Here is a 24,041-nt window from a genome sequence, read left to right as displayed (position 1 = left end):
ATAAAACTAAACTTTTGAGACCTTCAGGAAATCGATCGCCCGATCGCGATCGAACAAAATCCGAGGCTTCAACAAAATCCCAAATAGTAGGAACAGAGACTTTAACTCACCAGGAGCGCAAGGACGTTTCCATTGACCTGGACGGCAAAACAACATCTCCACCAGACACCGATGTTGAGCAAGATCCAATTTGTCAAAGTGGATCTGTACAGAGGGAAATTCACCACTCAAGTCAATCTGAGCGATTTGCCCTTGTAAGCTCAAATTATCTTCCAGAATTTTTAGTGTCACCGGGAGTGTTTCTCCTGTAATAATAACAGGCAATTGGGCTTGAGTCATCTCTACGTGAACCCCCACTTCAGAAATGAAAGTAGTCACGCCCCAAAAAATCTGTCCATTCACCGCAAGCCGTACCAATCGACGCAGATCGAACCATTCATAGCGATCTGATTTAGGAGCGTCTAACAAAATTAACAGCGTGATGCTCATAATTAAAAGGTTGTAGGCGCTCCAAATCCAACCAATCCCCAACCCTTTGAAATGCTGGATGATTTCCGGCTCTGATGCGTGCATTTGAACTTGAATCAAACAGGTTCCCAGAACGTGCCACAGGCCGATCGCATTGGGAATAAATAATAGCAGCAACGGTAGCGCTAACTTCCAGTTGAAGGAAAAGCGATCGCTCACAGTGCCTTTGGCTGTGACGTTAAATCCTTTGGAGAAGGGAGACAGCATCACCTGAACGATGGTCAGAACCAGCGGGAACGCTAGTACCAGTGAGTAAATATCAGACAGTAATGCCGATCGCGATCGGTGATTCAACCAAGAAAAAACCGTTAACTGCACTAAATAATAGGGCAGAAAAAAGTACAGCATTTCCAGAAAAGTGGCTCGGATTGGAATCACGCCCAAGAAGGAATAAGCTAAAGGCATCAACAGAAAACCCACGCGGGGAATGGAGGTAAACCAATGCAAAAGTCCTTCAAAATGAGCCAGTCGCTGAATCGGTTTAAGTCCGCGAATAGTCAGAGGATTGGAATCAATAAAAAACGCCTGTAAAGTTCCTCGGGCCCAGCGCAGGCGTTGAGTTGCATAAGCTGCAATATTTTCCGCCGCCAAGCCAGCGCTGAGTTTTTCATTGAGATATACCAAGCGATAGCCTTTAGCAGAGAGTTTAATGCCTGTGAAATAATCCTCACTAAGAGATTCGGTGACAAATCCTCCGGCGTGTTCTAAGGCGCTGCGTCTCACCACAAAGGAAGTTCCAGAACAAACTACACTGCCGGCACCATCTTTGATCGGTTCAATTTGGCGATAAAAAACCTCTTCTTCAGGTGTGATAACGTTATCTAAGCCTAGATTACGGGCGATCGGGTCAGCATTGTAATAACTTTGAGGCGTTTGAACCAGGGCCACTGTGGGATCTTGGCAGAAACCAACGGTGCGAATCAGAAAGTTTTTGGTAGGGATAAAGTCGGCATCAAATACAACGATGAACTCTCCTTGAGTATAAGCTAAGGCATGATTCAAATTCCCTGCTTTCGCATGAAAATTATTAGGTCTAGTGATGTATTCACACCCTAATTCCTCTGCAAGTTGCCGGATTTCTTCACGCCGCGTGTCATCTAGCAGATATATCTTTTTATGGGCATAGTCGAGGGCTTGACAACCAATTACCGTGCGTTTGAGAATATAGGCAGGCTCATTATAAGTGGGAATCAAAACGTCAACCGATGGCGTGAATCGACCCTCAACCACATCAATTGCCAACCGATTCGCTTCTGGACGGCGATCCTTTACCCACAACATCAAAAATAACTGAAGGATATTGGTAAGCAAGAGGAAAATTTCTAGAAGAAACAACCCAATGCTAAAGACTCCATCTAATGGATCGGATACATTTAAGGTTGTGAGCGATCGCCACAGCAGATAACGCATCACCAACATCAACAAAATTCCCACAACTACCGCCCGCGACCAGGTTCGGGGTATGGGCGAAACCCGCATAATCACCCAAGAAATCGCCAGCAGAGCGACCGTAGGTGTTAGCAAATACTCCCCCATTACCATCGGCACTTGCAGCCACATGGGAGGATGATTCTGCATTGCTTGGAGTTGAGCAAATAGACGATCGAGAGTGCCGTTACCGGAAAACCAAGCAGCGACCAGTCCACCCGCTAAAATAACCGAACCTAACATGACGAGGGTGGCGATCGGTATCCGGTTTCTGGGGGTACTATCTCGACGATGAAAGCCCAAATAATTCAGCCATGAAGTCATTATTTTGTTTAAGAAAATTATATGAATTGGCGATCGTATCAATTACTCCCTTCCCACTCAATACTTCTTTAACAAACCGCGTTAGCGAAGTGGCGGGAAGCCATAGAAAGAAGAAAATCGGTAATGCTAGTAGTCGGAAGGGAGTAATTGCCTGCATCAATTTGAGCTTAGCGGAACAGTTCTTTGTTATTCAGAATAGCAGGCCAATTTTTGTTTGCTGAAGCAATGTGACCAGGGATATCCCCCATCCACTGTGCTTGTACTTTCTTGTCGTAGTTGAGATAAAGCTTCCCATTAACGATTTTCCAGGCGTCAGGCTGAGTGACAACAAGATTCCCTTCACTGGTAGCCTGGGCGCAATATCCACCGTATTGAGGAGCATACTTTTCAGGATTTTTAGCAAACATATCACGGTTTGCTGCACTAGCAAACATCCAAGTTGTTCCACCCCAATTATGTTTAAATTGGCTAACTCCCATAACTAATTTGCTTTGGGTGAAATAGGCTACGACATCTTGACCATCAAGAGCCACACCTTTTTCGGTGTAGAACTGAGGATGAAGGGTTGTTGTGCTGCTTTTACCAGCGCAAGGATTGGCTTTACCAGCACAAGGATTGGCTTTACCCGCGCAAGGATTGGCTTTACCCGCGCAAGGATTGGCTTTACCCGCGCAAGGATTTTCTTTACCAGCACAAGGATTGGCTTTACCAGCACAAGGATTGGCTTTACCCGCACAAGGATTGGCTTTACCCGCACAAGGATTGGCTTTACCCGCACAAGGATTGGCTTTACCCGCACAAGGATTGGATTGTGCAACCTTGGATGAAACGGTTGTAGAGTTTAAGCTTGTGGCAGCCTTGAAGTTGGCGTAGCTAACATTAGCTGTTGCCAAACCGAGAATGGTGGCAATGGCGATCGTGGTAATGTATTTTACTTTCATGTGTCTAATTCCCAGATAAATTGTTAATAGTTCCATCCCAGATATTTGCTTGAGACTTCTTGCTCTCTGGCAATTTTTCTGGCTTTTTGTTGTCCTCAAGACTTGAGGTTGTTTACATTAACACTCAATAAAATGAGTGCTAGATGAGGAAGAGATGGATGGGAGATAAAACTCTGAATACTTTATACGCCACTTTCTTCAGCAAAAATTCATCTGGGAATTAGGAACGCATCATCTAGTTGCCAGGAATGTCTTATAGAGTGGAGATTAACCCTGATTATCTTTTAGTAGTGCAGTAATTTAACCGCGAGTTGAGAAATTATGACAGGAAAAGACTGGTTAGTGACTGATGATGGACAGTGTAATATTTTTGAGGCTACAAGTCAAATTGAAGATTTGACCCATCCCTACCGACTTTACCGCTTTTTAACTGACTTGGAAGATGTATTAGACCAAATTAGTGATGATTATTTACGACTCCAGGCAATTTGTCCCCTTGTCCGCAGGTTGTTAGATAGTTCTTCCTGGTTTCAAATTGCTCTCCTTGAGCCTGACTCTGAGACAGGGTGGGCCGTACAAACACTTTATGATGAACCATTTTTTCCTCTGACGGTGCAGTTGGTGGCTTGGGCACCGGGTGCTGTTTCTCCGATTCACAATCATGCCAGTTGGGGATTGGTGGCGCTACTTGATGGACAGGAGAAAAATACTTTTTGGCAGCGATCGCCAACTCGCAAGTTTCCCGATAAAATCACAACAGTGGGCGATATTTTGCTTGCCCCTGGTGACGTTTTGTGCTTAATGCCAGATGCGATTCATCATGTGGAAGCACTCGGAGATAAACCAACCATTAGTTTTAATCTTTATGGTGTAACAGATTACGATCGACGATTTGAGTTTAACCAGATTAAAGGCACTGCGGAAAACTTTTAAGATAGCAGTCTGATGAAAGCAAATATCAACAAACCTCAAATATAACGGGCGATTATCGCGGCTGCACCAACTTTCGTCGGTTCCACGCGATACTAATTTTATCTAGTTGAATTTTGACTCATTTTAATGCTTAATTCTCCTCACTCCCTGACGATAAAATGAAGCTAATTCGCCAAGTCATAGCCGCTATCAACCCTCTCACGGGCAAGCGAATTTCCACCTCTTCGCTTCAGTTTCGCCTGACGCTGGAATTGCTGGTACTCTCGATTTTAGGACTTAGCAGTGTGGCATTTTGGGCCGGCTGGCAAAGGTCGCAAAATCTAGTGGGTGCTCATAAACAAACCCTGGAATACATTGGAATACGCTTTCCAGAACAAGTTGAGCTTTATAGTGAAATGGGTTCACTAGAAATTGGCTTAACCCGAAGCGTGCATAAAGCTTCCACAGGAGGAATCATGGTGTGGGTGAAGCGAAATGATGGGATGCTTTTGGTAAATTCACCTGATATGGATCTGCAATCTTCTAAGATTACGAAGATGATCTCGTTGACGGAAGTACCTGCAGAGCCGACTTTTGTTCAGGTGGGCGATCGCTACTTGGTGATCTGTAGCAGAACTCTGAGGATTAAAAATGAGTTACTGGGTACGGTATATTTCTCTCAAGATATCACTGATGAGCAACGTCAATTAAATGATGGGATTCGCAGTCTAATTGTTGTCAGTATTGTGGTAATCTTAGTGTTAATGTTGGCGATCGCCAGTCGCATTCGTCATGCTCTCCATCCTTTGGAACATATGAGTCAGGTAGCTAGCACTTTGTCTGCTGATAATTTGCAGGCGGCAAAACTCCAACTGCATCAGGCTCCTGATGAGATTTTAGGACTAGCACAAACCTTTAATGAGATGTTGTTTCGATTATCGGGTTCCTGGGAGCAACAACGCCAATTTGTCGGTAATGTTTCCCACGAATTACGCACTCCTCTGACGGTTGTAGTTGGTTATTTACAAAGTTTGCTGCGACGCAGCACTAACTTAAGTGACTATCAGCAACAAGCACTGGAAACAGCGGTTGGCGAAACTGAACGCACGATTCGGATGTTAGAAGATTTGCTCGATTTAGCACGAGCAGATAGTGGTAACTTGCACTTTCGTTTGAATCCGGTGATCCTGAATACTCTGGTGGCTGAGGTGGCCGAAATGAGTCAAAAAGTTAGCAATCGGAAAATTATTTTGGTGTCAACTGATGAGGATGTTGTAGCCTGTGCGGATCAGGATCGTTTACAACAGGTGTTAATTAACTTAGTCGATAATGCAATCAAGTATTCTGCTCCCGAACAACCAGTTGAGTTAGTCTTAGAAAAGAGGGAACAGCAGGTGATGATTCATGTGGGCGATCGCGGAATTGGTATTTCTCTGCCCCATCAAAACCGGATTTTTGAGCGATTTTACCGGGTGGATGAGTCAATGACGCGCTCTAGAGACGGTACGGGGTTGGGATTGGCGATCGCCAAAAGCCTGATCGAAGGCATGGAAGGACGTATTACGCTCCGATCTAAACCGGGAGAAGGTAGTATTTTTACTATCACCTTACCTGTCTGGAATCCGCAGCTATGAGCGATCGCATTCTCCTTGTTGAAGATGACCCTAAACTGGCAAAGTTCATCGAATCTGAACTTAGTCTTGAAGGATATCACGTCACTGTCGCCCCCAATGGATTGGATGGATTAATGATGGCTCGTGATGCTCAACCGGATTTATTAATTTTAGATTGGATGCTTCCCGGCATCTCTGGATTAGACATCTGTTTAAGGTTGCGATCGACTGGTGTTCAAGTACCAATAATTATGTTGACAGCAAAAGATGAAGTACCCGATCGCGTGACGGGATTAAATGCTGGAGCCGATGATTATGTTACTAAGCCTTTCAGTATGGAAGAACTCCTGGCGAGAGTCAAAGCCCGTCTGCGCCGAACTCAACAAACTGACGCCGATAACTTACAATTTGAAGACCTAATCTTGAACGGTTTAACCCGTGAAGTTTATCGAGGCAGTCAACTAATTGAACTCACTGCCAAAGAGTTTGATTTGTTAGAATTGATGCTACGAAATCCCCGCCAAGTGATTACCCGCGACCGAATTTTAGAAAAAGTCTGGGGTTACGATTTTATGGGCGAGTCAAACATTATTGAAGTCTATATTCGTGCGTTACGGATTAAATTAGAAGCAAGTAACTCAAAACGCCTGCTGCATACGGTTAGGGGAGTCGGATACGTGTTGCGAGAGCAAAAGTGAGGATGGGCGGATTTACAAATACTTGGAAGCTGAAGTATGGATACTGGTGAACCCGCTCCTATTATAGTACCTATTTTTTTGTAAAAAATAGACCTAGAAATCCGGTCGTTCCTGATAATCTTCCGCAGAACTCGGGTCTAATTCCCACCGACTTTCATCTCGACGTTCAAGCATATCTGTTGTGTGCAAAATAGCCCCATCGGCTATTTCTATGCCCGCAGCGGCTCCGAGTTCGTCAACCATATCCATGTCGGGAGTAGGCGCACTTCCGCCCACCGATTGCTCGCCAGTGGCACTTTCTTGTTCCGCAGCCGGATCGCCATCCTCGCCGCCGATTTGGGAACTGGAAGAGTATTCCGAACTGCTGTCCTGCAAGGTGGTTATGTCGTCTTGGCTCAATCCCGGTCGATCGATGACGCCGGTACCGTAAGATTCGGTAATTTCTTGAGGCAATTCGCCCAAATTATCGCGTTCTGTTGTTGTTTTTGCGTTGCCTTTTTTTTGCTGTGCCACGATACGTGCTCCTGTTTGTTTTTGAACTCAATTAAATTAAAAATGTCCGAATTTGGCTTTAACTGAATTGTTTTTAGTAATTGCCATTGGCTATAATTAAGTGGTATAATAATTGCTATTTAAGCTTTTAGCTTCTATCCCAGGAAATATATTGATTCGGCTCAGCTATTTCATTAGGAATACAAAAAGCGATCGCCCTTTTGAAACGGGCGATCGCTTTTTAATGAAGAGGCTAATTCTATTCGGGAAAATCAGGAATTACCCATTTGGGGGGTTCCATCCGTTTCCTTCTCACCGCTTCCTCTGCTATTTCTAGCATTTTATCCAGAGAAGTATTTTCAATAAAGTTGGACGTTGCTTCTGCGTATTCCCGCTTCGGGCACTTGTCGCCCAGAACGCAGCCATTGACGCAAGCTACAGCACAATCGACAGTGTTCTCCACCATAACTTTTTTCCTTTCACGGTTCCAACAACTAATAGGCAGATACTCTGGGTTAATTTGTCAAGAGACTGCTCTATATCTTTATTTTACTTCACAAATTGTCATCAAAGGTCGATCGCCAGCGCAAAACTGTTATAAAATCAAAGCAACCTACCTAATCTGCCGATCGTGAGTAATTTTCTGCGGCGCTTAAAACTTTTACCTTGGCGAGAAATGCTGCAAATTGCCGCCCTCGTCAACTCAATCGTGATTGGACTAGAGCTATTTTTAGCCTGGGGTTTCACGCAATCGCGGGCAATCCGCAACGGGGTGACGCTTCTCTACGGTTCCTCCCTCGGGATATTGATACCTTTTGCAGCAGCAGTGGGAATGGGAGCTTTAGCCGTCTACTTTTTAGAGTATTGGCAACAACAATTTTTGCTCAACCGAATTAATTTGTGGGTTTTAGTTTTGTGCGTGCTCTTGGGTTTGGTTTTAAAATCATTCCTACCCATACCTGCTTCTTTAGCAAGTTTATCAGAAACTGCACTAATAGGAATTTCGGTGGGAGTTTTTTGGAAGGGCCGGCCTTATTGGCGATAATTATGCCATATTAGATTTGAGATTTTAGATTTGCCACGACTTATGAAGCTCGTGGTTTTGAGATTGTCTACAGTTGCATTCTTTTTTGAAGATAGTATCATTACTAATTGGTCATTGGTTATTAGTCTATATGTAGGGTGCGCGTTGCGCACCTTACCGCTTAAAACAAGAAATTCCCTCTTCTTTTTCCTTCTTCCTTACATCCGTTAAATCCGTTACAGAATCCGTTGCCGAACTTCTTCCTTCTTATGGCAGCCAAAAATCTGGAAGGAAAGTTTTAGTCAAACTGCGAGTAAACTGATTAATCTTTCTCCCAATTTGAATGTGCGGTTCGTCAGCTTCCACGGGAATAATGACAGCTTTGTTTCCGATTCCGAAACGCGAAATTACCAAATTTGCCGCCTCCAAACCAGTAACATAAGCCTTTTCTTGCGACCAAGAACCGTGGCGGGTCACAACCCAATCACCGCTCATCAATACATTATCATAACTTGTTACTGCCGGCAACAAATACTGATAGCTGCCAGGGGCAAAATGCGTCACCGCCCGCGACAGCCTAATCGCGCTGCTGTCAATTACTTTTGCCTCCCCAAAAGCCGGAATGCAAGTCGCTAAATCCCGCTGAACCAAGGAAACAATTTCCTCATCTTTCAGGGGAATTAATTGATTTGCGTGATAAAAGTCAGCTTCGACAACTGTTCCCGGTTCGTCTCGAAATTCGTCGTGCAAAGCATTCAAATCAAAAAACGTCCAACCTGTAGTTGAACTAAATCCAAAACAGGCATTAGAAGGCAGCGGAATGTCAATTTTTCGTTCAAACCACAGGCGAACAGCTAATACGTCCACTGCACCCAAATTCATCGCGTCCCGAAACTCTTGGCGGCTTTGCAAAGCTGGACTGCTGCTGATAATTTTTTGCATTCCTGTAACGCCAACTGCAAAAATAACTGCATCTGCCTCAAAGTTTTTTTCGCCGCAAACAACGGCTGTTGCTCGGTTGTTACTGTCAACTATTAAATCAGTAACTCGCTGCTTTGTCAATACTTTGGCACCGAGTTTTTCAATGCGATCGACCCAGGGACGAAAGATTTTTTCTCCGACTGTGCCGCGACACCAAACTACATCAAAATCCGGTTGATGTGCTAAGATAAAATAATACAGCATCCCCAAAGCTGCGGCAGCAGAACACTGTTCTCCTGGTGCAAATAAACCTACTAATAACATCGGTTCAAAAGCATCGCGGTACAGTCTTGCAGAAACGCCAAACTGTTTGAATAGTTCGCGGGCTGTGACGCGATCGTACCGGCGCCAAGCTTCGTCGGAATTGTCGAAATCTAGGACTGCGTAGAGTAAGGGCAACGCTGAAAGCCGATCGACTAATGGCAGCCTTTTAAATCTGGTGTAAAGAAAGGTTCCTAACGGTGTGGGAAGTCGCGGTTCGTCCTGAAAAATTGGCGATTCTACTTCCAATCCGGCGGGTGAATACTGACAAGAACGAGTCCAAGGCGTGAAGGGATCTAGTTCTAATTCCTTGACTAAGGAAAAGATGTTTTTGTAGGGATACCAGAAGCCATGAATCCCAGCTTCTACGGAACGCCCGCCGGCGGTTTTCCACCCTGCAACTAAGCCTCCCGGATAAGGGCCTGCTTCTAGCAGGGTGACATCATAGCCTTGCTGGGCTAGGTGATAGGTAGCGCCTAAACCGGCCCATCCTGCACCGACGACGACTATTTTTGGGGTTGATGATTCTGCTGACATTGCGTACCTCTTGATAATTTATTAATGATGACATAATTCATAAAATGCGGATTTGATATAAAATGTGTTGAATTATGTGCTAAATTTCGCTTGAGTGAATAATGAGTGTCAAAAACCGCCAGCAGACTAACTTGTTGCTGCTATTATTTCCCGCCACCGTATGGCTGATGGTTTTCTTCATTTTGCCAGTGCTAATTGTACTGTTGTACAGTTTCTTAGAACGCGGTACTTACGGCGGTGTTACTTGGATATTTACTCTCAGCAACTACCAGCGTTTGTTCAGCGGACTGTTTTTAGGAGTAATTGGGCGATCGCTCTGGCTGGCTTTTTTGACAACTGCCGCTTGCTTGTTAGTTGGCTATCCCCTAGCATTCTTCATCGCCACCCGTTCTCCCCGCTGGCGAAATGCTTTGCTTTTGCTGGTAATTATTCCATTTTGGACTAATTTTTTAGTGAGAACCTACGCCTGGATTATACTGCTGCGTAGCGAAGGAGTAATTAACACAGCCCTGCAAAGCCTGCAAATTATTAGCGAACCGTTAAACTTGCTTTTTACGCCTTTCGCGGTGGCGATCGGTCTTATTTACGGCTATTTACCTTTCATGGTTCTGCCTTTATATTCTAGCATAGAACGCTTCAATTTTTCATTGGTAGAAGCCGCTCAAGATTTAGGTGCAAATGATGTTCGCACTTTTTGGCGCGTGTTTTTACCATTAACAAGTCGCGGCATTGTTGCAGGCTCTATTTTAGTTTTTGTTCCCGCAGTCGGCGCTTTCATCACACCGGATATATTGGGGGGTTCTAAAACCGTTATGGTGGGAAATTTAATTCAAAATCAGTTTATGAAAGCCCGCGACTGGCCTTTTGGATCGGCGCTTTCTATGCTGTTGACAGTAATCATATTGATTCCTGTGTTAATTTACTTCCGCGTGTCTGACGAAACTCAATAAGGTAAGGTATACACGAATCGTTGCACCCTGCGTTTAGGTTAAGATGCGCTAATGACTAATGACTAATGACTACTGACTACTGACTAATGACTACTGACTACTGACTACTGACTACTGACTACTGACTACTGACTACTGACTACTGACTAATGACTAAAACAAAACTAGATTTACTCGTGCGGGCGATCGGCAAAAAGTGGCTTTTGGTACAAGCTGCACTAGCATTTGCCTTTCTTTACTTGCCAATTCTCATCTTAATTATTTACTCCTTTAACGCCTCCAGATTCAATGCCGTTTGGCGCGGCTTTACCCTCGATTGGTACCGCAGTTTGTTTAGCAATGCAGGCGCGACGATTGCTACGAGCAGCAGCGCCGGGATCTGGACAGCCCTCAACAACAGCTTGCTAATTGCAGCTATTTCGACTTTGCTGGCAACCGTTTTTGGTACAACGATCGCGCTAGCATTGGAACGATTTCATTTCCCCGGGCGCAAAGCAGTAGAAGCTTTACTGTTTTTGCCGATTATTATGCCCGAAATTACGATCGGCATTTCGCTGCTAGTTTTCTTTACCCTAGTATTTCGGATCGTAGAAAATCTCACGGGAATTCGCATCAATCTCGGCTTACCTACCGTAATAATCGGTCACATTGTCTTTAATATTTCCTTTGTGACTATTACTGTCAGGGCGCGTTTGGCGGAACTAGATCCGATATTAGAACAAGCAGCTTTTGACTTAGGCGCTAACGAATGGCGGACTTTTTGGCGCATAACTCTGCCTCTAATTGGGCCCGCTATTTTCAGCGCGGCACTGCTGGCTTTTACTCTGTCGCTAGACGATTTTGTCGTCACATTCTTTACCACCGGCGTCGGTTCGGTGACGCTGCCACTATTTGTTTACGGCATGATAAAATTTGCAGTAACGCCAGCGATTAATGCCATTTCAACTTTGATGTTGTTCGCTTCCTTATTGCTGGTTTTATCATCGTTAAAAGTTCAGAAAAGTTAAAAAAATTGTTTTTTGTGTCATAATTATTGTCGTCTGCAACTAACACAACCTATGAAACGCCTGCTGACTTTCCTAATTTTGTTTGCGATGAGTGCAACCGTGGCTTTCGGCTGTAGCCCCACAGGTGGCAACCAGCAGCAAGTGCTCAGCATTTACAATTATGCAAGTTATATCGCCCCAGAAGCGATCGCCCAATTCGAGAAAGAGAACAATGTTAAAATTCAATACGACACTTTCGAGAACAGCGACGCACTCTATGCCAAACTCAAACAGGGAAACCCCGGTTACGACTTAATATTTCCCGCCGATTACATGGTGAAAATCATGATCGCAGAAAATATAATTGAGCCGCTGAATTTAAACAATATTCCCAACCAAAAAAACCTAGAACCTAAATTTATCAATCAAGCTTTTGACCCGGGAAATAAATATTCCCTGCCCTACCAGTGGGGAACGATGGGAATTGGCTACAACGTGAAAACCACCAAGGGCGATATCAACAGTTGGGCGGCGATGTTCGACCCGAAATATACCGGAAAAGTGGCGTGGCAAGATGATGCCAGATACACATTTGCAGGAGTTTTAATGTATTTAGGATTTGACCCCAATACAACCAATCCCGAAGAGATTAACAAAGCCCGCGATTTGCTGATTAAAAGTAAAAATATCATTGCCGCTTTTGTCCCCGACACTGGTCAAAATCTCCTGGATCAAGGAGAAGTAAATCTGACAATGGAATGGAGCGGCGATATTTTCCAAGTGATGACAGAAAATCCTAATATCCGCTACGCTATTCCCAAAGAAGGAACAATTATCTTTTCTGACAACATGGCAATTCCCAAAGGTGCGCCCCAAAAGGAGTTAGCAGAGAAATTTATTAACTTTATTTTGCAGCCAGAAGTAGGCGCCCAAATTTCCAATTTTACCCACTTCGGATCGCCCAACAAAGCAGCAATTGATAAAGGTTTAATCGACCCGAAAGATTTGAAAAATCCTCAAATTTACCCGCCGGCTGAGGTGTTTGGCAAAATGAAATTATTGCAGGATGTCGGGAAAGCAACTGCATTGTACGATCGAGCTTGGACGGAAGTTAAAGCAGGGGCTGGAAAGTAAGCTATTCCACATTTAACTTGCATATTTGGGGTGTTGCTCAAAGCCCACCCCACGGGTTTACTTAAATTTTTAGTTTGTATTGGAGTTGCACCATCGTCAAGAACGGGCAAGATGCCCGTGAAGCGAGAAAATTAAGTTTTGTGGAACGGGCCGAAGAGCCCGTTCCTAAACAAGTAATTGAGAATGGTGCAAGATATCAGTTTAACCGGACTCGAACTCAGATTTTTATTACTCACACATACTAAGACAATGCACGCTGTAGAAGTTTTAGAAGTTTCCAAAATATTTAAAAGTGTCCGCAGTCAAGATTTCTTAGCTGTAGACAACATCAACCTGCAAATTTACGATCGAGAATTCTTTTCTTTACTCGGCCCTTCCGGCTGCGGCAAAACTACTACTTTGCGAATGATAGCGGGTTTTGAAATTCCCACAGCGGGCGAAATTTACATTCACGGTCAACCGATGCAAAATCGCCCGCCATTTCACCGCCCAGTGAATACGGTATTTCAAAACTATGCTTTATTTCCGCACATGACAGTAGCACAAAATGCCGCTTTTGGGTTGGAAATGGAGAATTTGCCTCAGAAAACAATTCGCGATCGCGTTGCTGAAGCCTTAGCATTAGTACAGTTAACCGATGTAGAAAAACGCTATCCCCGCCAACTGTCAGGGGGACAGCAGCAGCGAGTAGCGCTAGCAAGAGCATTAGTCAAACAGCCGTCTGTTTTGCTGTTGGATGAACCCCTAGGAGCGCTGGATTTAAAATTGCGCAAAGAGATGCAGTTAGAATTAAAAAAAATGCAGCGAAAATTGGGAATTACGTTTATTTATGTGACTCACGATCAGGAAGAAGCGCTAACAATGTCGGACAGAATTGCAGTGATGGAGGGAGGAAAACTGCAACAAGTCGGGACGCCTGTTGATATTTATGAATATCCTAAAACGCGGTTTGTTGCTGATTTTATTGGCGATAGCAATTTTTTAAGCGGGCAAGTAGTAGAAAAGCAACACGGTCAAATAATCGTGTTGGTTGACCAGCAGTTGCCCGTGTTAGTTGCAACTGCAGAAGATATTCCCGCTGGAAAAGTTGTTACCCTGGTGTTGCGGCCAGAAAAAGCTGCTATTTATCCGGCTAATTATGATGCTGAAAATAGCTGGCCGGGAATAGTAGAAGAGGCTATTTATATTGGCACTGACACGCGCTATACGGTGCGGTTGACTGCTAAAAGTTCGATCGCCCTTCGCCGACAAAACTTGCACAGAGATGACTTGCAGCGATACCAAGTCGGCGACAGCGTTCGAGTTGCCGTGCCGCCGGAAAGTATCTGCATTTTATAAAAAATTCTGCTTAATTCAATCTCGCTTACTCCGGTGATGGCGAAGGAGTTTCCGCCTCGGGCAAGGGAATTTCCGCAGGAGTCGATTCTGGCGACGGCGAAAGACTCTCAGCCCCGGGCGAGGGAATTTCCGCAGGAGTCGATTCTGGCGACGGCGAGGGACTCTCGGCCCCGGGCGAGGGAATCTCCGAAGGACTCGGGGCGGGAGTTTCCGGCGGTGGCGGAAGTTGTGCGGGCTCTGGCTGGGGGCTTTGGAGGCTTTGCACCCACAAACCTAAAGCGCCGCAGGCTAACATCAGCCCCAACAGCCCCAGCAGGGGCAGCCAAAGCTTGAACTTCGGTTTTTGAACGGGTTCCGGGGCGGGGGAAGTTTCGGGATACAGCAACTGTTTGGACGATTCAGAAAGCTGAGATTCTGGAATCCTCCCCGACTTCTGGAGGGACCGCGGCAGGGACATCGGCAGCGACACCGAGGCTGACACCGGCGCTGATGCCGGCGCTGATGCCGGCGCTGACGCCACGGCCGGATCGAACAGTACCAATCTCTCCGGCGACATCCGACAGTGAGTCGCCACCACAGAGGTGTTGTCATAACCGTTTTTCTCGTTGGCGAGGCGAATCCAAGACTGAACTGCGGCTTCCAAAGACATTTTGCCCTCAAGCACCTCTGGGCCGTAATTCTCCCAATAGTGCTCTACCAAGTCGTTGTCGCTCAAACCGTCGGAACACAGCAGCAGTAAGCCTTCCTCTTCGACAATAAATCGCTGAATCGTCGGGCGCAGGAAATCGCCGTCCCGCGTGCCCAAAGCTTGAGTCAAGGCTCCTGCATCCGATCGCAGTTGAGTTTCCCAGTATAAACTGTGTCCTAGCTGGACTTCCCTTGAGGCTACGTCGTCGTCCACAGTCAGGCGGTGACAGTAATTTTTGCCAATCCAATAAGCGCGGCTGTCTCCAACATTGACTAAATAAAGTTCGTGACTGTTATTCGAGGGCAAATCCTCGGAAATTTTCAGTTTTTGAGGTAACTGGAGGGCCATCACCAAAGTCGTCCCCATCCGCTGCCGCAACTCTTTTCCCTGCTCGTTATTTTGAGCGGAAATCACATTATTCACAACTCTCACTATTTCTTCGAGTTGCTTAATTACCATTGGTGGCGTCATCAACTCTTCTTGTTGAGCGATTTCTGCGAGCAAATTTTGGATTAAAGCTTTCAAGGACTGCACGGCTAATTGACTGGCAACTTCTCCTCCTTCGTGGCCTCCAACCCCGTCGCAAACCATTGTCAAGTAAGGAATTAATTTGTCATTCCCTGAAGTTTTGCTCGATTGAAAATCCGCAGCAGTCGGATAGCAACTGTCTTCATTTTGGGAGCGCTGCGGCCCGGTATCGGTCATCCCGACTACTTCTAAGTGCAGAGGCAATTTAGCGGCTTGTTCTAACAGTAAATCGTTGAGTTCCAGGGCCAGCGCCTCGAAATTCATGCTGCTGCGGCGCATAAACTGACAAATCTCTCCGAGTCTAGACTGCACCTCGGGTTGCGCTGATTCCACCAAACCTGACCACACATCTCCCAAATCCCGCAGCGTCGGTACAAAATTGCCGGGGTGCAGTTCCAGCAGGCGTACTCGCCAACCTTCCACCCGCAAATTTTCCGGTACCAGCAAACTCGAAGCGACTCCCTGTTCCGATAGCGGCGCCCACAGTTGGAGCATTTGCCACAGCCAGTAAACTTGGCGCGCGGCGCTTGTCCCAGACCAAGATTCTAAAATAGAAGGATACAGGCGACCGAAATTATTGATGGGCACATTTTCCAACAACAGCACCTCTGCCGCTTCCGGTGCTTCCCCTAGCGAACAAAAACCGTATACTTCCGGCGTATGCAGCCGTTGGGGATACAAATGCAGGTAAGGCATAATCGTATCCGGCAGTTGTTCCGGGACGCTCGGAGGCAGAGCTGGACGGCTGTCGAGCCAGATTTGGGGTGCAATGACAAAGTATCGATCGGCTATTACCTTACCCGCCGGCACTTCCTCGGCTGCTTGCCCTACCGCCCACACGTAGCGATAAATTAAATCGGTTTCGCAAGCTGCACAGTGCTGGCGGCCAAAGGTATTGCGGGGCTCGGCACAGCTAAGATTCGGGCAATAAATGGGTTCGGAGAAACTGCTGATCATATCGAAATAGTTTGTGTAAAAAGATTCTGAAGATATATGATTCGCCAGCCCAAATTCATGAGCTTGAGAATAAACTGATTTTAGCCCCTATCAATTTCTTAACTGCCTTTGGGCCCCTAGAAATTGTAGTTTCTGCCAGTCTGCACCGACTAAAATTGTAATTTAAGTTACTAAACTCTGACTTGGAGTAGGATGGAAGCCTCAACCTAGTACGGCTGCGCGACAAATCGCTCTGAGGGCCCGCAAGTGGCAAACCCTTGCATAGTCAGTTGTTTGCAATTCTTAAATTTTAAATTTCCAATCTAAGATCTAAATAGTATCACCTATTCTTTTTATGATCTGGACTCCCACGCTCCTTTGGCTGCTAGCTGGGTCTTTGCTCTGTTTGGCAGAGCTATTTCTCCCGACTGCTTTTGTCGCTTTTATGATGGGACTGAGCGCCTTCGCCGTAGCTGGATGCTCTCTAGTTCTACCTTACGTTAATTTACAAATATTTCTGTGGATGGTATTTTCGACAGTTTTTGTGCTGCTGTCCCGGCGGTTGATACCAAAAGGCAAGGCAAGGGCGATCGCAGATTCTCAGGAAGCAAAAACTTTAACAGAAATTCCCCCCGGAGAAGCCGGCCGAGTCATTTATGAGGGGAATTCTTGGCAAGCTCGCTGCGAAGACACTAACGCCGCCATCCCCCCCAACCAAAACGTAATTGTCGTGGGACGAAAAGGCACTACTCTGATAGTTTTGCCAGAACATTTATTGCATTCTTAAACAAAATGCGTAATTAATCGCAGACAATTAGTAGTTAGTTATTAGTCATTAGTCATTAGTCATTAGTCATTAGTCATTAGTCATTAGTCCACAAACAGTCAAAAGTCAAAAGTCAACATTTATAGGAGGCGACCGTGGAACAAATTTTTTTACTTGTATTTTTAGCTTTAGGCGGCTCAGCCCTCGCAGGTTCGGTCAAGATTATCAATCAGGGAAATGAAGCGTTGGTGGAAACTTTAGGTAAATACAACGGCAAGAAACTGGAACCAGGTTTGAATTTTGTCACGCCGTTTCTGGATCGTGTAGTTTACGAGCAAACAATTCGGGAAAAAGTCTTAGATATTCCTCCGCAAGCTTGTATTACCCGCGACAACGTTTCTTTCACCGTTGATGCTGTGGTTTACTGGCGCATTGTAGACTTGGAAAAAGCCTGTTACAAAGTAGAAAATCTCCAGTCAGCAATGGTAAATATGGTGCTGACTCAAATTCGCGCCGAAATGGGTCAACTGGATCTCGAACAAACCTTTACTGCTCGTTCTCAAATTAATGAAATCTTGCTCAGAGATTTAGACATTGTTACCGATCCTTGGGGAGTGAAAGTGACGCGGGTAGAATTGCGCGATATTATCCCTTCTAAAACTGTACAGGAATCGATGGAATTGCAGATGGCAGCCGATCGGCGGAAGCGGGCGGCAATTCTGACATCCGAGGGCGAACGCGAGTCAGCAGTTAACAGCGCCAAAGGTAAAGCTGAAGCGCAAGTTTTAGATGCGGAAGCGCGCCAAAAAGCGACTATTTTGGAGGCGGAAGCTCAACAAAAGGCGATCGTCCTGAAAGCTCAAGCAGAACGCCAAAGTCAGGTTTTGAAAGCTCAAGCTACTTCCGAGGCTTTGCAAATAATCGGCAAAACTCTGCAAAATGACCCCAATGCTCGGGAAGCTTTACAATTTTTGTTAGCTCAAAACTATCTGGATATGGGCTTGAAAATTGGCAGCAGCGACAGCAGCAAGGTGATGTTTATGGACCCGCGCAGCATTCCCGCTGCGCTGGAAGGAATGCGATCGATTGTTGGGGAAAGTAATAAGGCTGATTAGGCAGTTGGCAGTTGGCAGTTAGCAGTTAACTGTTGACTGTTAACTGTTGACTGTTGGTTATTTGTTATTTGTTATTTGTGAGTGCCAATGCCCAATGCCCAATGCCCAATGCCCAATGCCCAATGCCCAATGCTCAATGCCCAATTACCTATTACCAAATTTAAGATTCTTGAGCCAAAGTACACCGATCGCACAATCCGAAAAACTCCAAAGTGTGATAATAAATCTTGAAAGAATGAGATTGTTGCAGTTGGCTTTCTAAGTGGTGAACCGGGCATTCGTCGATCGTAATTGACGCGCCGCATTCGAGACAAGTTAGGTGGTGTTGATCTTGGTGGGCGGCACCGTAGAGAGACTCGCCACTAGCGAGGGTTCTGACGTGAACGAACCCCTCTCGCTTTAAACCGTCGAGGGAGCGGTAAACGGTTGCTAAGCCCATGCTTTGGTCGCTGTTACGCAGTTCTAAGTAGATATCTTGCGCTGAGAGCGATCGATTCAGGACTTTGAGCAAGTTTAAAATACGCTCCTGACTGCGGGTGTGGTTGGTTCTCATAATTTTTTTCTCGAATCTGCTGGAATCAAATTTGTCCCTATTTCTAGGCTATCTCACTTGGGGGAGTTAAATGGCGATCGGCGCGCTGCTCGGTTGTAGAATAAAATGGCGCTAACTTTCACATCACCTACCGCAACATTCCCGTGACTCAGAAATATCTTGCCCAAATCTATGTTACCCTCCGCCCTTCGGTTTTAGACCCCGCAGGCACTGCCGTACAGTCTGGTTTGCAACACATGGGATACGACAATGTTGAGCGCGTGCGTATCGGGAAATACGTTGAATTGACGCTGACTGCTGCTGGTGAGTCGGAGGCCCGCGAACAACTCGATCGCGTTTGCGACCAACTTTTGGCGAATCCAGTTATTGAAAATTATCGCTTTGATTTGACTGAAATTCCTGTTGCTGTGGAGACAGCGACGGCATAAATGCGATCGTCCCTAGGGTGTTTTTAAACCCGGAGATCCCCCCTAACCCCCCTTAATAAGGGGGGGACAAGAGGGTTCTCAAAGTCTTTGTTAAAAAGCGGGGACAAGAGCATTCAAAGTCTCTGTTAAAAACGCGGGAACTCGGAGCACTCAAAGTCCCCCTTCTTAAGGGGAATTTAGGGGGATCTAGACTTTGATACAAGCGAGAGAAACATAAGATTTTAGTCTTAAGTTGACACCTCTTCCTTCTTCCTTCTTCCTTCTTTCTTCTTCCCTCTTCCTTCTTCCCTCTTCCTTCTTTCTTCTTCCTTCAGCTTATGAAATTTGGAGTTATTGTTTTTCCGGGTTCAAATTGCGATCGCGATGTGGTGTGGGTGACTCAAGGGTTACTCCACCAACCGACGCGGATGATTTGGCACGAAGATACCGATATTTCGGATATTGATATCATTGTAATTCCCGGCGGTTTCAGTTACGGAGATTATTTGCGGTGCGGCGCGATCGCCCGTTTTTCTCCGGCGATGCGGGCTACTGCGGAACACGCGAAACAGGGCAAACTTGTACTGGGTATTTGCAACGGTTTTCAGGTGTTGACTGAAGCTGGTTTGTTGCCCGGTGCTCTGGTGCGGAATGCGGGATTGAATTTTATTTGCGATCGCGCTTCTTTGAAAGTTGTACGGGGTAATACTCGTTGGACTGCGGCTTATACTACGGGTGAAATCATCGATTTGCCGATCGCCCACGGTGAAGGCAATTATTATGCTGATGCGGATACATTAGCAGAGTTAGAAGACCACCAGCAAGTGCTGTTTCGCTACTGCACAGAGGCGGGCAAAATTAGCGATGCTGGGAATCCCAACGGTTCGTTAAATAATATTGCCGGCATTTGCAATCGGGCGGGCAATGTGTTAGGAATGATGCCGCATCCAGAACGGGCATCCGATCCGATGTTGGGCGAAACAGATGGGGTGAAATTGTTTCAAGGGTTGTTGATGGCAACTGTTGCTGCTGTTTTGTAGTTGATATTTACGACATTGTTGTAGATACCGTAGGGTGCGTCGCTTTTGTAGGGACACGGCATTGCCGTGTCCCTACTTTTCAGGGACACTCGAAAATCTCGCAGCGACGCACCCTACAAAATTAAAAATGCTAAAATGATTTGAAAGTCAATACATCGGAAAACAGTCCTATGCCTTCACCCTTTCCTGGAATGGACCCCTACTTAGAACACCCCGATTTCTGGCAGGAAACTCATCATTGGTTAATTTCTGCGATCGCGGCATCCTTAGTCCCTCAAATTCGTCCTAAATATGAGGTTGCAATTGACAAACGCATCTATGAAATTACCGATCCAAATGACAGTAACAGCGACTCCCTTTTAGTAGGTATCCCCGATGTCGCGATTAAGCGTCAATCTAATAACCCGAATATTCCTACAGGTTCAGTTGCCACTTTAACTGTAACACTTCCGACTACCGTCAAAGTGCCTGCTCCTCAAAAAATTAAACAGACTTACCTGGAAGTGCGAGAAATGGCAACGAAACAAGTTGTCACCGCCATTGAAATTCTTTCTCCTGTCAACAAACGTAGTGGAGAAGGAAGAATTACTTATCTCAAAAAACGCCAGAGTATTTTAGGTAGCTTAACCAACTTAGTCGAAATTGATTTACTACGAAAATGGGAATCTATGCCCATCCTTAACAATTCTATTCAAAGCGATTATCGGATTTTAGTCAGTCCCAGCGATCGCCGTCCGTTTGCCGAACTTTATGCTTTTAATCTCCGCGATTCTCTACCTATATTTCCGCTTCCCTTGCGCGAGGAAGATGTAGAACCTATTGTTAATTTACCAGAATTATTTGCAGGTATTTACGATCGCGCTGGCTATGATTATCGGATCGATTACAATCGAGAACCCGTACCGTCTCTATCGGAAGAAGATCGGGTTTGGGCAACCCAACTTTTGCAAGAAAAAGAACTTCCAGATAATTAATTATATTTTACTTTATATCCTAGGGTTAGTCGCGATCGACAATCTCTAAATTAACTAGAAAATCTCCCAGCGACGCACCATACAAATATCTCGCATCTTAGCTATGATAATTCACGCAATATTGTTTCTATCGTCACATCTGGCAGACCAAGCAACTGAGCGATTTTGCAGGGTTCGATACCTTGACTGTGCAATTTGCAAACGACATCAGCTACATCAATTTCGAGCCGTTCGATCTGAGTTGTGAATCTGGATTCAGTGGCGTATTTGTTGTCAGATTTGCTAGGCCCAGAAAGACAGGGGTTGAGGTTGAGGGTGTGGACGTATTCGACGTATTGATGAATATAATCTCTGCCGAAGTTTGAAGTATTGCTAATATTTCTGCGATCGCAAGCAGCTTTGAGATTGCCTTTTTGCATATCTTCATCCATAACTACCGAGAGAGTTTTGAGCAACTTGTAGCCGACTTCTCGGACATATTTGGTGGTGTAGCGGGTGTCACGAGCGATCGTTTCGTAGGTTTTACCATCATACATTCCCTGAAACAGTAGTCGTTGCAGCGTGTTGAGATGTTTGCCAGTTTTCTCAAAGATCAGGGAATCAACTAATGTCAGCAGTTCGTTTTCGTCAGGGACGGCTTGCAACGGGCGATCGTCGTTGGGCTGCATGGGCTGAGTGAATGCCAAATAAATTGTGTGAAACTTCGGGCTTTTTCAGTCTTTTTCGGGCTTTTTTGGTCAAGACATAAGTGAGACAGATGAGGTAGATTCTGAATCAGTTTATTTGCACCAACACGAAGTGAGCGACACAATGCCTGACAATTTAGCTCTGCTGGACAAAAGCGATGAAATACTGAACAGTAATAGCGGGGAGAGTCAAGAGGATTGCGGCTGTCCCTTCAAAAAAGCCGCGACTCAAGAGGCGGTATCGAATGCTCAGAATGTTCAGGGTATCCTCAACCGGGCGGGCAACGATACGCTAGAAGGCTCTGTCACGCAAGACTTTTTGAATGGTAACACAGGAAACGACTTTCTCTCCAGTAGTGCTGATGGCGATATCGGGCGATCGGCTTCTCAAGTCAGCAGTGGCTCACTTTCGAGCGATGGTAGTGCTTACATTTTAACTGAGGGAAGCGACACATTTACGATCGCGATCGGCTTGCTCGATACTCTCTTGGGCGGTTTGCGGGGTTTAGGCGGTGCGGATTCGATTACTGGCTCAGAATCTGGAGATGTCGTTTATGGCGACGAAGGAAATGACCGAATTGAGGGCCTCGGTGGTGCTGATTTGCTCTACGGCGGCTTGGGAAACGATTTTCTGAGTGGCGGTGCGGGCCAAAATGGTCTGCTTGGCGGTGATGGTGCAGACACCTTGCAGGGTGGTGAAAGTGCTGATGGTGTCAACGGAAATGCAGGTGATGACGTAATCTTCGGTGCAGGCGGAGACGACTTTTTGCGGGGTGGTCGCGGTAACGATATTGTCAATGGGGAAGATGGCGATGACTTCCTGATTGGCGATTTTGGCAATGATACTTTGACTGGTGGTGCGGGTCAAGATGTGTTTTTTCTGCGTTATGAACAGTCTTTAGGATCTCCTACTTTTGACTTAATCACCGACTTTCAAAGAACAATTGATTTTATCGGACTTAGTACAAATCTTCGGGAATCCGATATTGTTTTGGAGTCGAAAGTGCAGCCGTCTGGTGGTTCTGCTGTGGATATTAAGGTGGCTGCAACAGGGTCATTGTTAGGTACTGTTTTGGAAGTGACTCCGGACGATTTAAAAGGTCGTTTTAGACCTTATGATGTCGAACCAGAACGTCCTGAAGATAGAGTCACAATTGATTTACCGGAAGTTAAAAAACTATCTGACACAAGATTCCAGATGGAGTTTCCGGCGAGTGATGGTAGCAAATATACAGTAGTTTTTCAAGATGATGCTGACGGACGTTTCGTAGAATCAGTTATATTTGTACCCAATCCTACAACAGGTGTTCGTGGTAGTACAACGCGCTTGAGTCGAGATGGTACAAGCGCGGATGTCACTCTTGAAGGCTCTAATGAAACTGTACGAGTTGAGTCTCGCCAGAAGGCTGAAAATGGAAACCAAGAGGAAGGTGTAATATCGCGGATCAAAGATGGTCAGATTTTTGACACTGTAACTGTTCCTCTGCCAATTGAGCCGACCGTACCTACTAATCCTGAGCCACCAGTTACTCCTCCGACCGTTGGCGAGCCAGATTTTGCGAAAGATTGTGAGTCAGTTAAAGAATTTTGTGAAGGAACTAGCAAAGTGGCTAAAGTGGTTGATTTTGCTGCTGATGCTTTAGTGCTTGGTGGTTTATTGTTTGCTGCACCTTCTCTGGGAACTAGCGCCTCACTTGACGTTATTGGACTAGGATTGAAAGGAGTATCAACGGCGTTGAAAGTCGTTGACTACAGTTGCAAACTTCTTACAGGTAGCGATAAAGACCTTGGTGATGCGATCATTGATGAAGTGAGTGGAATAGGAGTTGAGAAAATTCTCAAATCAGCAGGACTTGCAGAAGACTTAGAAAAAGCTGTAGGAGGTACTTTAGATTTATCTTCATCTACTAAGGATCTCACTGATTCATTTTTTGGGGAAGAGGAGCCGACAGAACCTTCTAAAACCAACTTTTTGCCTCAGATCCGAAAGTTTCTTGCTGATAAGACGGGTATTCCATTTGACTTTTGCGATCGACCTTCTACTACTCCTGAACCAGCACCAACTTGTTTGCCTGGAGGAGGTTCATCCATTAAAGTAGAACTCATCCCTGACTCCATCCCCTATGGGAGCGTGTCACTTTTGCGATGAGTATAAATACTCGTGAACCCAGAATGACTTTTTTATCGATCATCAGTATAAT

General features: G+C 45.5%; 22 protein-coding genes. 14 read left to right on the top strand and 8 right to left on the bottom strand.

Translation table 11 applies throughout. The features are described from left to right. Positions 1-6 precede the first annotated feature (6 nt). Positions 7-2,280 carry a glycosyltransferase gene (locus QUA78_RS10540; RefSeq protein WP_333302659.1) on the bottom strand — a complete coding sequence of 758 codons (2,274 nt, stop codon included), beginning with the start codon at positions 2,278-2,280 and terminating at the stop codon, positions 7-9. Positions 2,281-2,447: 167 nt separating this feature from the next. Beyond that, positions 2,448-3,257 (bottom strand): YHS domain-containing (seleno)protein, encoded by an 810-nt coding sequence (locus QUA78_RS10535; RefSeq protein WP_333302661.1) that lies wholly within the window; start codon positions 3,255-3,257, stop codon positions 2,448-2,450. A 285-nt stretch (positions 3,258-3,542) separates the two neighbouring features. On the opposite strand from QUA78_RS10535, the gene QUA78_RS10530 reads away from it, so the two are divergent. The 3 genes from QUA78_RS10530 to QUA78_RS10520 all read left to right on the top strand — a co-directional run bounded on the left by QUA78_RS10530 (position 3,543) and on the right by QUA78_RS10520 (position 6,444). Continuing rightward, the gene (locus QUA78_RS10530) at positions 3,543-4,154 is read left to right on the top strand and encodes a cupin (RefSeq protein WP_333302664.1); all 612 of its coding nucleotides are present in this window, start codon (positions 3,543-3,545) and stop codon (positions 4,152-4,154) included. Positions 4,155-4,312: 158 nt separating this feature from the next. Further along, a complete protein-coding gene (locus QUA78_RS10525; protein WP_333398779.1) occupies positions 4,313-5,767 on the top strand; it encodes a HAMP domain-containing sensor histidine kinase in 1,455 nt (484 codons plus the stop codon). Then, positions 5,764-6,444 (top strand): response regulator transcription factor, encoded by a 681-nt coding sequence (locus tag QUA78_RS10520; protein WP_333398778.1) that lies wholly within the window; start codon positions 5,764-5,766, stop codon positions 6,442-6,444. The genes QUA78_RS10525 and QUA78_RS10520 overlap by 4 nt, the downstream gene beginning before the upstream one ends. A 93-nt stretch (positions 6,445-6,537) precedes the next feature. On the opposite strand, the gene QUA78_RS10515 is transcribed toward QUA78_RS10520, so the two are convergent. Both QUA78_RS10515 and QUA78_RS10510 read right to left on the bottom strand, forming a co-directional pair. Further along, entirely contained in the window at positions 6,538-6,957 is a 420-nt protein-coding gene (locus QUA78_RS10515) for a DUF6335 family protein (RefSeq protein ID WP_333304381.1), read from the bottom strand. A gap of 238 nt (positions 6,958-7,195) precedes the next feature. After that, a complete protein-coding gene (locus tag QUA78_RS10510) occupies positions 7,196-7,402 on the bottom strand; it encodes a hypothetical protein (protein WP_190734170.1) in 207 nt (68 codons plus the stop codon). A 165-nt stretch (positions 7,403-7,567) separates the two neighbouring features. Here QUA78_RS10510 and QUA78_RS10505 point away from each other — a divergent pair, with 165 nt between their 5' ends. After that, positions 7,568-7,981: a peptide chain release factor 1 gene (locus tag QUA78_RS10505; protein WP_333304382.1), complete on the top strand. Its 414-nt coding sequence runs from the start codon at positions 7,568-7,570 to the stop codon at positions 7,979-7,981. A gap of 246 nt (positions 7,982-8,227) precedes the next feature. Here QUA78_RS10505 and QUA78_RS10500 read toward each other — a convergent pair whose 3' ends face one another. After that, positions 8,228-9,739 (bottom strand): FAD-dependent oxidoreductase, encoded by a 1,512-nt coding sequence (locus QUA78_RS10500; RefSeq protein ID WP_333304383.1) that lies wholly within the window; start codon positions 9,737-9,739, stop codon positions 8,228-8,230. A gap of 101 nt (positions 9,740-9,840) precedes the next feature. Here QUA78_RS10500 and QUA78_RS10495 point away from each other — a divergent pair, with 101 nt between their 5' ends. The 4 genes from QUA78_RS10495 to QUA78_RS10480 all read left to right on the top strand — a co-directional run bounded on the left by QUA78_RS10495 (position 9,841) and on the right by QUA78_RS10480 (position 14,147). Next, positions 9,841-10,689, top strand: a complete 849-nt coding sequence (locus tag QUA78_RS10495) for an ABC transporter permease (protein ID WP_333304384.1) — start codon at positions 9,841-9,843, stop codon at positions 10,687-10,689. A gap of 149 nt (positions 10,690-10,838) precedes the next feature. Next, positions 10,839-11,696 (top strand): ABC transporter permease, encoded by an 858-nt coding sequence (locus QUA78_RS10490; RefSeq protein ID WP_333304385.1) that lies wholly within the window; start codon positions 10,839-10,841, stop codon positions 11,694-11,696. A gap of 51 nt (positions 11,697-11,747) precedes the next feature. Further along, positions 11,748-12,809, top strand: a complete 1,062-nt coding sequence (locus tag QUA78_RS10485) for a spermidine/putrescine ABC transporter substrate-binding protein (RefSeq protein WP_333304386.1) — start codon at positions 11,748-11,750, stop codon at positions 12,807-12,809. A 249-nt stretch (positions 12,810-13,058) separates the two neighbouring features. Then, the gene (locus tag QUA78_RS10480) at positions 13,059-14,147 is read left to right on the top strand and encodes an ABC transporter ATP-binding protein (RefSeq protein WP_333304394.1); all 1,089 of its coding nucleotides are present in this window, start codon (positions 13,059-13,061) and stop codon (positions 14,145-14,147) included. A gap of 25 nt (positions 14,148-14,172) precedes the next feature. Here the strand turns inward: QUA78_RS10480 and QUA78_RS10475 are convergent, their stop codons facing one another. Continuing rightward, positions 14,173-16,320 carry a protein phosphatase 2C domain-containing protein gene (locus tag QUA78_RS10475; protein ID WP_333304387.1) on the bottom strand — a complete coding sequence of 716 codons (2,148 nt, stop codon included), beginning with the start codon at positions 16,318-16,320 and terminating at the stop codon, positions 14,173-14,175. Between the two features lie 334 nt (positions 16,321-16,654). Here QUA78_RS10475 and QUA78_RS10470 point away from each other — a divergent pair, with 334 nt between their 5' ends. Together QUA78_RS10470 and QUA78_RS10465 are read left to right on the top strand one after the other, a co-directional pair. After that, positions 16,655-17,086 (top strand): NfeD family protein, encoded by a 432-nt coding sequence (locus tag QUA78_RS10470; protein ID WP_333304388.1) that lies wholly within the window; start codon positions 16,655-16,657, stop codon positions 17,084-17,086. A 134-nt stretch (positions 17,087-17,220) separates the two neighbouring features. Further along, positions 17,221-18,180 carry an SPFH domain-containing protein gene (locus tag QUA78_RS10465; RefSeq protein ID WP_333304389.1) on the top strand — a complete coding sequence of 320 codons (960 nt, stop codon included), beginning with the start codon at positions 17,221-17,223 and terminating at the stop codon, positions 18,178-18,180. Positions 18,181-18,340: 160 nt separating this feature from the next. On the opposite strand, the gene QUA78_RS10460 is transcribed toward QUA78_RS10465, so the two are convergent. Continuing rightward, a complete protein-coding gene (locus QUA78_RS10460; RefSeq protein WP_172184862.1) occupies positions 18,341-18,733 on the bottom strand; it encodes a Fur family transcriptional regulator in 393 nt (130 codons plus the stop codon). A 143-nt stretch (positions 18,734-18,876) separates the two neighbouring features. Between QUA78_RS10460 and purS the strand changes: the two genes are divergently transcribed. The 3 genes from purS to QUA78_RS10445 all read left to right on the top strand — a co-directional run bounded on the left by purS (position 18,877) and on the right by QUA78_RS10445 (position 21,154). Then, complete coding sequence (gene purS / locus QUA78_RS10455; protein ID WP_190655998.1) at positions 18,877-19,161, top strand: phosphoribosylformylglycinamidine synthase subunit PurS; 285 nt, start codon at positions 18,877-18,879, stop codon at positions 19,159-19,161. 317 nt (positions 19,162-19,478) lie between these two features. Then, complete coding sequence (gene purQ, locus QUA78_RS10450; RefSeq protein ID WP_333304390.1) at positions 19,479-20,180, top strand: phosphoribosylformylglycinamidine synthase subunit PurQ; 702 nt, start codon at positions 19,479-19,481, stop codon at positions 20,178-20,180. A 170-nt stretch (positions 20,181-20,350) separates the two neighbouring features. Continuing rightward, positions 20,351-21,154 carry a DUF4058 family protein gene (locus QUA78_RS10445; protein WP_333304391.1) on the top strand — a complete coding sequence of 268 codons (804 nt, stop codon included), beginning with the start codon at positions 20,351-20,353 and terminating at the stop codon, positions 21,152-21,154. A 101-nt stretch (positions 21,155-21,255) separates the two neighbouring features. Here QUA78_RS10445 and QUA78_RS10440 read toward each other — a convergent pair whose 3' ends face one another. Further along, positions 21,256-21,840 (bottom strand): hypothetical protein, encoded by a 585-nt coding sequence (locus tag QUA78_RS10440; RefSeq protein WP_333304392.1) that lies wholly within the window; start codon positions 21,838-21,840, stop codon positions 21,256-21,258. Positions 21,841-21,964: 124 nt separating this feature from the next. Here QUA78_RS10440 and QUA78_RS10435 point away from each other — a divergent pair, with 124 nt between their 5' ends. After that, positions 21,965-23,989, top strand: a complete 2,025-nt coding sequence (locus tag QUA78_RS10435; protein ID WP_333398777.1) for a calcium-binding protein — start codon at positions 21,965-21,967, stop codon at positions 23,987-23,989. Positions 23,990-24,041: the final 52 nt, after the last annotated feature.

Source organism: Microcoleus sp. K4-B3 (genome assembly GCF_036704615.1).
Classification (GTDB): domain Bacteria; phylum Cyanobacteriota; class Cyanobacteriia; order Cyanobacteriales; family Microcoleaceae; genus Microcoleus.
The sequence above is the reverse complement of the archived record's forward strand: the minus strand, read 5'-3'. Positions and strand labels throughout refer to the sequence as shown.